Annotated in this window: 12 protein-coding genes; 9 read left to right on the top strand and 3 right to left on the bottom strand. The window is 67.8% G+C overall.

The features are described 5' to 3' along the window. From AC1D1S_RS16065 to AC1D1S_RS16075, 3 genes are all read left to right on the top strand, one after another. The coding region (locus tag AC1D1S_RS16065) for a cyclic pyranopterin monophosphate synthase MoaC (RefSeq protein ID WP_476994915.1) at positions 1-259 on the top strand (259 nt) is incomplete at its 5' end. Beyond that, the gene (locus AC1D1S_RS16070) at positions 256-768 is read left to right on the top strand and encodes a MogA/MoaB family molybdenum cofactor biosynthesis protein (RefSeq protein ID WP_476994916.1); all 513 of its coding nucleotides are present in this window, start codon (positions 256-258) and stop codon (positions 766-768) included. The genes AC1D1S_RS16065 and AC1D1S_RS16070, both read left to right, overlap by 4 nt. Further along, positions 758-1,279: a molybdenum cofactor biosynthesis protein MoaE gene (locus AC1D1S_RS16075; protein ID WP_243181757.1), complete on the top strand. Its 522-nt coding sequence runs from the start codon at positions 758-760 to the stop codon at positions 1,277-1,279. Before AC1D1S_RS16070 ends, AC1D1S_RS16075 begins: the two co-directional genes overlap by 11 nt. A gap of 34 nt (positions 1,280-1,313) precedes the next feature. Here AC1D1S_RS16075 and AC1D1S_RS16080 read toward each other — a convergent pair whose 3' ends face one another. Beyond that, entirely contained in the window at positions 1,314-1,772 is a 459-nt protein-coding gene (locus tag AC1D1S_RS16080) for a Clp protease N-terminal domain-containing protein (protein WP_476945686.1), read from the bottom strand. A 9-nt stretch (positions 1,773-1,781) separates the two neighbouring features. Next, positions 1,782-1,985 carry a helix-turn-helix domain-containing protein gene (locus tag AC1D1S_RS16085; protein WP_026266610.1) on the bottom strand — a complete coding sequence of 68 codons (204 nt, stop codon included), beginning with the start codon at positions 1,983-1,985 and terminating at the stop codon, positions 1,782-1,784. Positions 1,986-2,190: 205 nt separating this feature from the next. On the opposite strand from AC1D1S_RS16085, the gene dapB reads away from it, so the two are divergent. After that, complete coding sequence (gene dapB, locus AC1D1S_RS16090) at positions 2,191-2,949, top strand: 4-hydroxy-tetrahydrodipicolinate reductase (protein WP_476945687.1); 759 nt, start codon at positions 2,191-2,193, stop codon at positions 2,947-2,949. Positions 2,950-2,954: 5 nt separating this feature from the next. Then, positions 2,955-3,437 carry a hypothetical protein gene (locus AC1D1S_RS16095; protein ID WP_028277217.1) on the top strand — a complete coding sequence of 161 codons (483 nt, stop codon included), beginning with the start codon at positions 2,955-2,957 and terminating at the stop codon, positions 3,435-3,437. 68 nt (positions 3,438-3,505) lie between these two features. On the opposite strand, the gene AC1D1S_RS16100 is transcribed toward AC1D1S_RS16095, so the two are convergent. After that, positions 3,506-4,759 carry a heparan-alpha-glucosaminide N-acetyltransferase domain-containing protein gene (locus AC1D1S_RS16100; RefSeq protein WP_476945688.1) on the bottom strand — a complete coding sequence of 418 codons (1,254 nt, stop codon included), beginning with the start codon at positions 4,757-4,759 and terminating at the stop codon, positions 3,506-3,508. Positions 4,760-4,874: 115 nt separating this feature from the next. On the opposite strand from AC1D1S_RS16100, the gene AC1D1S_RS16105 reads away from it, so the two are divergent. The 4 genes from AC1D1S_RS16105 (at position 4,875) to AC1D1S_RS16120 (ending at position 8,868) form a co-directional block, all read left to right on the top strand. Further along, positions 4,875-5,330, top strand: a complete 456-nt coding sequence (locus tag AC1D1S_RS16105; protein ID WP_476945689.1) for a hypothetical protein — start codon at positions 4,875-4,877, stop codon at positions 5,328-5,330. Between the two features lie 9 nt (positions 5,331-5,339). Next, a complete protein-coding gene (locus AC1D1S_RS16110) occupies positions 5,340-6,104 on the top strand; it encodes a carbon-nitrogen hydrolase family protein (protein ID WP_476945690.1) in 765 nt (254 codons plus the stop codon). Between the two features lie 103 nt (positions 6,105-6,207). After that, positions 6,208-7,116, top strand: a complete 909-nt coding sequence (gene dapA / locus AC1D1S_RS16115) for a 4-hydroxy-tetrahydrodipicolinate synthase (protein ID WP_028277221.1) — start codon at positions 6,208-6,210, stop codon at positions 7,114-7,116. A gap of 60 nt (positions 7,117-7,176) precedes the next feature. Continuing rightward, positions 7,177-8,868 (top strand): ribonuclease J, encoded by a 1,692-nt coding sequence (locus AC1D1S_RS16120; RefSeq protein ID WP_028277222.1) that lies wholly within the window; start codon positions 7,177-7,179, stop codon positions 8,866-8,868. Positions 8,869-9,431 lie beyond the last annotated feature (563 nt).

The raw sequence follows: 9,431 nt of genomic DNA on the forward strand, positions 1-9,431 counted from the left end.
GGACCTGATCCCGTTGTGCCACCCGCTGCCGATCGCCAAGGTCACCATCGACTTTGAGCTCGACACCGACGCCGTGACAATTTTCGCCACGGTCAAGACACGCGGCGTCACSGGGGTCGAGATGGAAGCCCTGACTGCGGCGACGGTCGCGGCACTGAGCGTGTACGACATGATCAAGGCCGTGGACAAGCACGCGGTCCTGACCGATATCAAGGTGCTCGCCAAAAGCGGCGGCAAGAGCGGGGACTGGACCCTATGAACATGCCCGAACCCCACCGCCACGGCGAAGCCACGGGCCGGAAGGCCGGTGTCGTGATCGCCTCCACCCGGGCGGCCTCCGGTGTCTATGAGGACCTCACGGGCCYTGTCATCATCGATTGGCTCACCGAGCACGGCTTCGAGCCGTTCCCCGCCATGGTGGTGCCGGACGGGGCGCCGGTCGGGGCCGCGCTGAGGGCCCTGCTGAGCCAGCAGCCGGCCGTCATCATCACCAGCGGCGGCACCGGGCTGAGCCCCACGGACGCAACGCCGGAGCAGACGCTGCCCCTGCTGGATCGGGAAATCCCGGGCATCATGGAGGGCATCCGGACCGCCGGAACGGCCAAGACTCCGATGGCCATGCTCAGCCGGGGCCACGCGGGCGCAGCCGGACAGACGTTCATCGTGAACCTGCCCGGATCCCCGAAAGGCGTGATGGACGGCCTGGCCGTGCTGGATCCCATCCTTGGACACCTTTGCGACCAACTGGAAGGCAGCCATGGGCACTGATACCGGATTTGAAATCGTGCAGGCCGTGCTGAGCGCCGAACCCATCTCGGTGGAGCAGGCCATCGCGGCGGTGGAGTCGGACACGGCAGGAGCGGTGGTCAGCTTCAGCGGCGTCGTCCGCAACCACGACGGCGGCAAGCAGGTCTCCCGGCTCAGCTACAGCGCCCACCCGACGGCGCACCAGGTGATGGCCGACGTCGTCGCCGGGCTTGTGGCGGAGCACTCGGGCCCGGCCGGGGATGCCGCGCCCGGCGGATCTCCGGAAGACGCCGCCGGCGGCGCCGGCGCCACCCAGGACGGGCGGCAGCCGGTGCGGATCTGGGCGGCCCACAGGATCGGCATGCTGGAGATCGGCGATCCGGCCCTGGTGTGCGCCGTCTCGGCGGCCCACCGCGGCCAGGCCTTCGCCGTATGTGCAGAACTCGTCGACCGGATCAAGGCCCAGGTGCCGATCTGGAAGGAACAGTTTTTCGCCGACGGCACTGTGGAGTGGGTCGGCGCCGGCGAGTAGAGGCAGTGGTGACCGGCAGGAAGAAGGCTCCGGATCAGGAGGAAAGAACCCTGCGCCGGACCACCGCCCGGTCGACCCCCAGTTGCTTGAGCAGCACGGCTGCCGGATCGTGTTCCTCGCGGTCCAGCAGCGACAGCAGCAGATTCGCGGTGGTGATCTGTCGTGACTTCTGGTCCATGGCGTACCGAAGCATGCCTTCCATTACCGACCGGGCGCCCGAACTGAAGGGCGGCTTCTTCCCCCGGCTGGGCATGGGGACGCGCTCAAAGCCGTGGGCATCTATACCGATTGACGCGAGTGCCGTGCGGTCAAGCCTCGCCGCCGCGGCCCGAGCCTGATCGAGCGTGACACCCAGAAGGCCGGCGGGACCAGGATCGTGGAGCGCCCCCAGCAGCAAATGATCCGTGCCCAGCCGCTTGTCGCCGCTGCAGCGGGCCTCGTCCATGGCGAAGCCAACGATTTTTCGGGTGTCGTCGGCAAATCGTTCAAACATGGCTTGATCTCACTCTCGGTATTTTGCGTGGACGGACTGCCGTGAGACGCCCAGGGCGTCACCGATCTGCTCCCACGTCCATCCCTGCTGTCGGGCCGCTCTGACCTGCGCTGCCTCGACCTGTTCTGCCAGGCGATGGAGGGCGCCGACCGCCCGCAGGCCGACGGCGGGGTCGAGTGAATGAATATGCGCGGACAGGTCGTCAGTCTCCATGTCTGTCAGTTTAGATTGACAGGCTCAGGGCGTCAATCCAGCCTGACAGGCCTGGGTCGGCGTGTGACCCATCGAGCCGGCGGGCCGGGCCCTGCGGAACGTTGCTCACGCCGCGTGGCGGGCAGGCTGTCGCCCCCGACGGCGGCCCTGTAACCAAGCGCCGCCGGTTCCGGAACGCAGCGGCCCCGGCGGTAGGGTTGATAGCATGACCGAACAACTCTCCGTCGCCGTGCTGGGCGCCAGCGGGCGCATGGGCGCAGAGGCCGTGAAGGCCATCGACGCCGCCGCGGACCTGACGCTCGTCGCGGCCCTTGGCCGCAACGACCCCCTCGACTCTCTTGTCAGCTCCGGCGCGCAGATCGTGGTGGACCTGACCGTCCCCGAAAGCACCGAGGCGAACGTTCGCTTCGCCGTCGAGCACGGCATGCACGCCGTGGTCGGCACCACCGGCTGGGATGCCGGCCGGCTCGCGGGCCTGGAAGAACTCCTCGCCAACCGGCCCGGCGTCGGCGTCCTGATCGCCCCGAACTTCGCCCTCGGCTCCGTCCTGGCCTCCGCCTTCGCCGCCAAGGCGTCCAAATACTTCGAATCCGTAGAAATTATTGAGCTGCACCACCCGGACAAGGTCGACGCGCCCTCCGGCACGGCCGTGCGCACGGCACAGCTGATCTCGGCCGAGCGCTCCGAGGCTGGCGTGCCGTCCAGCCCGGACGCCACCACTTCGGAACTCGCCGGTGCCCGCGGCACCGACGTCGACGGCATCCGGGTCCACAGTGTCCGGCTGGCTGGTCTTGTCGCGCACCAGGAGGTCCTGCTGGGCGGGCCGGGGGAGCAGCTGACCATCCGCCACGACTCCTTTGACCGTGCGTCCTTCATGCCCGGGGTGCTGCTGGGGATCCGCAGCGTCGCCGCTCACCCCGGTCTCACCGTGGGACTCGACGGCTACCTGGACCTGGGACTCTGAGCCCGATGTCCGCTGCCTTGACTGCCCTGAAAGCGAACCGCACCAAGATCTGGGTGGGGGCCGTCACCCTGCTGCTCGTGTTTTATCTGGTGGTGTCCCTGCAACGTTCCGTGCTCCTGATGTCCGATCCCAGCCTCGTGGCGAAGGCGATCGGCGTCGCCTACCTGGTGCTGCCGGTCATCGGGGCCTGGGCCCTGATCCGGGAACTGCTGTTTGGTGCCCGCACTGAGCGGTTGGCAAAGATCCTCGAAGCCGAGGGAGGCCTGCCGGAGGACACTCTGCCGCGCACGCCCGCCGGCCGGATCATCCGCGAAGCCGCCGACGCCGAATTTGAGAAGTACCGCGCCGAGGCGGAAGCTGCCCCCGAGGACTGGCGTTCCTGGTTCCGGCTCAGCTGTGCGTACGATGCTGCCGGAGACCGCAAGCGCGCCCGCGCCTCAATGCGCGACGCCGTGCGGATGTTCCGCGCCGGGGTGCAGAAGAACTAGCCGGACACCGTTTGCCGGGCCGCGCAGGGCCCGGCTGCGGAACTCAGCGTCAGATCCGGCGGCGGAACTTAGCGCACGCGTCGAGGCCGGCGGACTTGGGCCGGCTGGTGGCGGCCGGCCTGGCTGGCCGCATGGGTCGCCCACTCCAGCGGCCCGCGCCACGCCATGGCCGCGAAGACTCCGCCGGCCACCAGCATCCCGACAGCCTGCGCGAAGTACACACCCTCCACGGTCCAGCCCGGCATCAACGGCTGGTCGTGCAGGGCGGCCATGATGCACAGGTGAGCCGTGTAGAGGCTCAACGTCATGGCCCCGGCTCCGCGCAGCGGCAGCAGCAGATCCAGTTCCAGCCAGTCGCCCAGCCGGCCCAGCAGCAGGCACAGGCCGATCACGGCGGCAGCGGCCCCCGAGGTGTGCAACAGATCCAGCGTGGTGCCGGAGTGCGGTGCACTCGTGGCCAGCCACCACACTGAGCCTGACTGGTCGATGCCGGCCAGGTTGACCTGCAGCAGGCTCTCCAGCGGGTAGGCGGGATCGCCGATGTGCGCCTGAAGGGCCTGCCTGCCGCCCCAGTCCTCCAACATGAGCGTCCCCAGCCACTTGGACATGACGGCCACCACCGTGCCGGCAGCAACGAGCAGGAACGGCACGGCCGCTTTCCAGAGCGCCATCCGGCCGATCACCAGCCCCACGAGGAGATAGGCGATCCACTGCAGGACAGGGTAGTAGCCCGTGAGAAAGAGGTCGCCCAGCAGCCTGGCCGGGGCGGTCAGATCCTCCCAGCTTGGATTGTGCCCCAGCCGMAGGGGCGGATCGGCGGACAGCAGCCACGGCCGCAGGAGGTAGGCCAGGGCGGGGGCAGCCAGTATCCAGAGGACCGCGAGTGCGGCCAGGCGTTTCAGCCCAAGCCCGACAAAGGGCAGCACACACAGGAACAGCAGGGCGTAGTGGACCAGAATTATCGCGATGTTGACTTCCAGCCCGCCCAGGGAGAGCCCGACGGCACCGATCACGAGCGCCCGCAAGGCGATGCCTCTGCGGGCACCCCGCAGTTCGGCGCCCTCAAGCGGCTGCTGTTTCCCCGTGGACAAGGCGAGTCCGACTCCGGCCAACACGGCGAACAGCGCGGCTGCCCGTCCGGAAAACGCCAGGCCGATCCAGGTGGGCGTGAGCTGCGGGTCCGGCTCAAAGGTTGCCAGCACGTGGGTGGCCATCATGGCCAGCAGGGCCAGGCCGCGCGCGGCGTCGATACCGGCCAGCCGGACGCCGGGGGGAGTGCCCCGGACGGTCCGGGAAGCCGTAGTCATTCCGCGCGCCGTCATCATCTGATCGTCTCACGATCGGTCCGGTGACCGTCTCATCTTCGGCCTGCCCGCAGCCCCGATCCTTCTCCGGGCGGGCCTTGTATTCGAATATATGTTCGAATATGATGGGCGCATGAACGACGCCCCAGAGCCAGCTTTCCGGAAGCCCGAATTCACCGGCCGGGAATCCACAAGCCGACAATTTCCAGGCCCGGATCCGTCGGGCCCGCAGCGGACCAGCGCGACGCCTGGCGGACGGACGAACGGTGGCGAGCCGGCGGCCGGCGTCCTCAAAGCCATGAGCCCGGGCGTCGTGGACTTCCTCTTCCGCCGCTTGGTCGCCGGGGAGCCGGCCGAGGACGTCCAGTGGGGGAAGGAGGGGGCGGCGCTGGCCGCGGTGCCGCCGGGAGCTGAGCTGGCCCGACGGCTGGCCGAGACGGACCTCGACGCCCTCACTCCAACCGAACTGTTCGACTACGTGCGGGCGGCCCAGCGTCTGGCCGCCTGGGCAGGGGCCCTTCGCGAAACCGCCGTCGGGCGTTACTGCTCGGCACCATCGGCTCCCTCCGGCGAAGGGCGGGGTGCATAGGATGGCAGGGTGACCACTGGCTCAATCACCGCGCTGACGCTGTCTGCCGTCCAATACCAGGCCCTGGATGGTGGCGTTGCCGCCAACGTGCCCGAGCACATCCGGCTGATCGAAGACGCCGGGTCGCATGGAGCCCGGCTTGTCATCTTTCCCGAACTCTCGCTGACGGGATACCGGCTGGACCTGCTGGACGGACCCGGGGAGTGGCTGAGCGCGGTTGACCGGCGGCTGGACGGCATCCGGGAAATCTGCCGCCGCACCGGAATTACCGCCGTGGTCGGTGCCGCGTTCAAAGACGCGGACGGTACGCCGCGGCTGGCCGCCCTCGCGGTCCATCCAACAGGCTCCATCGAGACCAGCTTCAAAACGCACCTGCACGGACCGGAGCAGGATCTCTTCGTGGCCGGCAGCAATCCCGCGGTCCTGGAGATCGACGGCTGGAAGGTCGCCCTGGCGATCTGCTTCGACGCAGCCCGCCCGGGCCATGCGGAATGGGCCGCGGACGCCGGGGCGGACATCTATGCCGTCTCGGCCCTCTACACGGCCGGCGAAGACCACCGGCTGGCACTGCATCTCGGCGCCCGGGCCATGGACAACCGGATGTTCTCCGTCCTGGCGAACCTGGCGGGCGCCACGCCGCTCGGCCCTTCGTGTGGCCTGAGCGGGTTCTGGGGTCCTGACGGGCTCCCGCTCCGGCAGGCGGCCGGCACCGGCACCGAGGTGCTGACCGCGAGTCTCCAATACAGTGTGCTGGCGCGGTTTCGGCGGCCCTGAGTCCGGCCGGGCCGCCGAAACGTGACGCACGGCCGCCGAGTTTGACGTTCGTCACACCGCCGCCATTGTCCTAACATGCCGCAGACAAGGTAACGTTTTTCATATGGCTGACTCTGATATTCGCTCTTACACGTTCGGGACCCTCGTGACTGCCATGGTCACGCCTTTCACATCGGACGGTGAGGTCGACTACCGGCAGTCGGCGGAACTGGCGAGCAAGCTCGTCGACGACGGCAATGACGCCCTCGTGATCTCCGGCACCACGGGGGAGACCTCCACGCTCGAGGACGACGAAAAAGAGAAGCTCTTCCGCGTCATCGTCGAGGCCGTGGGCGACCGCGCCAAGGTCATCGCCGGGACCGGGACCAACCACACCTCGCACTCGATCGAGATGGCCAAGCGCGCCGCCAAGGCCGGAGCGCACGGCCAGCTGATCGTCACGCCGTATTACAACAAGCCCAGCCAGGCCGGTATCCAGGCGCACGTCGAGGCCGTGGCCGACGCCGCCGACCTCCCCGTCATGGTCTACGACATCCCCGGCCGCGCCGGCGTGCCCATCCTGCCCGAGACCATGATCCGGCTCGCCGACCACCCCAGGATCGTCGCCCTCAAGGATGCCAAGGCCGACTTCAACGCCGTCACGCGCGTCCTGGCGAACACCGATCTTGATGTCTACTCCGGCGACGACGGCCTCACRCTGCCGTGGATGGCCGCCGGCGCCGTCGGGCTGGTCAGCGTCTCCGCACACGTCGCGACGCGGCAATTCCGTGCGCTGATCGATGCCGCACTTGCAGGCGATTTTGCTACCGCCCGCACCCTACATTTCGAACTGGACCCCGTGGTCCGCGCAGTGATGACCCACATTCAGGGTGCTGTCGCTGCCAAGCAGGTTCTTAAGTGGCAGGGAGTCCTGCCCAACTCGGTTGTCCGTTTGCCCCTCGTGGAGCCGGGCGAGGCCGAGATCGCAACCATCCGCGAGGATTTGGCGGAAGCGGGGATGGTCTTTTCCTGATCGGGAGCCAATCCTGACGGTTAAGAACCAGCCCGGCTTCAGCCTGGAAAGTAGTGCACTATGACCCAAACCGCCCTTCCCGGCCTTGTCACGCCGCCCCGCCTCCCGAAGAACACCCTGCGGATCGTACCGCTCGGCGGAATCGGGGAAATCGGTCGAAACATGACCGTTTTCGAGATCGATGGCAAGCTCCTCATCGTTGACTGCGGCGTCCTCTTCCCCGAAGAGACCCAGCCCGGCGTCGACCTCATCCTGCCGGACTTCTCCTACATCGAGAACCGTCTCCAGGACATCGTCGCGGTAGTCCTGACCCACGGTCACGAAGACCACATCGGCGCCGTCCCCTACCTCCTGCGCCTGCGCGCCGACATCCCCATCGTCGGTTCACAGCTGACACTGGCCCTCATCGAGGCCAAGCTGCAGGAACACCGGATCAAGCCGAACACGAAGATCGTCGTCGAGGGCCAGGTCGAGAAGTACGGGCCCTTCGAATGCGAGTTCATCGCCGTCAACCACTCCATCCCGGACGCCCTGGCCGTGTTCCTCCGCACCTCGGGCGGCACCGTCCTGCACACCGGTGACTTCAAGATGGACCAGCTGCCGCTGGATGGCCGCATCACCGACCTTCGGCACTTCGCCAAGCTGGGCGAAGAAGGCGTGGACCTGTTCATGTCGGATTCGACCAACGCCGACGTCCCGGGGTTCACCACCGCCGAGAAGGAAATCGGACCCACCCTGGACCGGCTGTTCGGGCAGGCCTCCAAGCGCATCATCGTCGCCTCCTTCTCCTCCCACGTGCACCGCGTCCAGCAGGTTCTCGATGCCGCCGCCAACCACAACCGCAAGGTTGCCTTCGTGGGCCGCTCCATGGTCCGGAACATGGCCATCGCCGCGAAACTGGGCTACCTGGAGGTCCCGGCCGGGATCCTGGTCGACATCAAGAACATCGACAACCTGCCGGACAACCGGGTTGTGCTGATGTCCACCGGCTCCCAGGGCGAGCCCATGGCCGCCCTGTCCCGCATGGCCAACGGCGACCACCGCGTCGTCGTCGGCGAGGGCGACACCGTCATCCTTGCGTCCAGCCTGATCCCGGGCAACGAAAACGCCGTCTTCCGCATCATCAACGGACTGCTGAAGCTCGGCGCCGACGTCATCCACAAGGGCAACGCCAAGGTGCACGTCTCCGGCCACGCTGCCGCCGGCGAACTGCTGTACTGCTACAACATCCTTGAGCCGCTCAACGCCATGCCGGTGCACGGCGAAACCCGCCACCTCATCGCCAACGGCAAGATCGCCCTCGAATCCGGCGTGCCGGAGGAAAGCATCCTGCTCGCGGACAACGGCAGCGTGATCGACCTGCGCGACCACCAGGCCGACATCGTGGGCCAGGTCGAGGTCGGATTCGTCTACGTCGACGGCTCCAGCGTCGGCGAGGTCACCGAAGCAGACCTCAAGGACCGCCAGACCCTCGGCGATGAAGGCTTCATCTCCATCATCACGGTCATCCACCGTGCCACCGGCAAGGTGGTGTCCGGGCCGGAAATCCACGCCCGCGGCGTGGCGGAGGACGATTCCGTCTTCGACGAGATCATCCCCAAGATCAATGAGGCCCTCGAAGAAGCCGTGCTGAACCGCACGGACCACACGACGCACCAGCTGCAGCAGGTCGTCCGCCGGGTCGTCGGCACGTGGGTCAACCGCAAGCTCCGCCGCAAGCCCATGATCATCCCGGTGGTCCTTGAGGCGTAAGCCTCAGGTGGTTCACCGGGCGTAAGCCTCAGGTGGTTCACCGGGCGTAAGCCTCAGGTGGTTCACCGGGCGTAAGCCTCAGGTGGTTCACCGGGCGTAAGCCCTTCACACCGCCCGGCGCATGCCTGGTCAACGGCCTTCCCGGCCAACCCGCGGCCTGAGCGCCGCGGGAGGCGGGGGAGGCCGTTCCCGTTGGCGTTGGCGGCAACATGATCCCGGACGCCCGGAAATTCGGGGTTTTCGGCCCGGCATCCGGTACCGTGGCGGGTATGGCGACTCGTACTTCTTCCGCGCCTAGAGGAAACTCAAGCGGCAAATCAGGCAGTTCTCCCGGCCGGGGGTCCCGTCCCGCCGCATCCAAATCCGCCCGGCCGCGGGGAGCCGCAGGTGGCACCGCAGGTGGCACCGCAGCCACCGCGCGGACCCGGCAGTTGGCCGTTGTTGAGCCGCACCAGCCCTGGGTGGTGTGGGTGCTGGCCGGTGCCTGGCTGGGCATCGCCCATGTGATCGGGGCCGGCATCCGGCGGGTCGGCCACGACGTCAGCGACCTCGCCCCCGAGGGC

Source organism: Arthrobacter sp. P1_A5, from assembly GCF_056406825.1.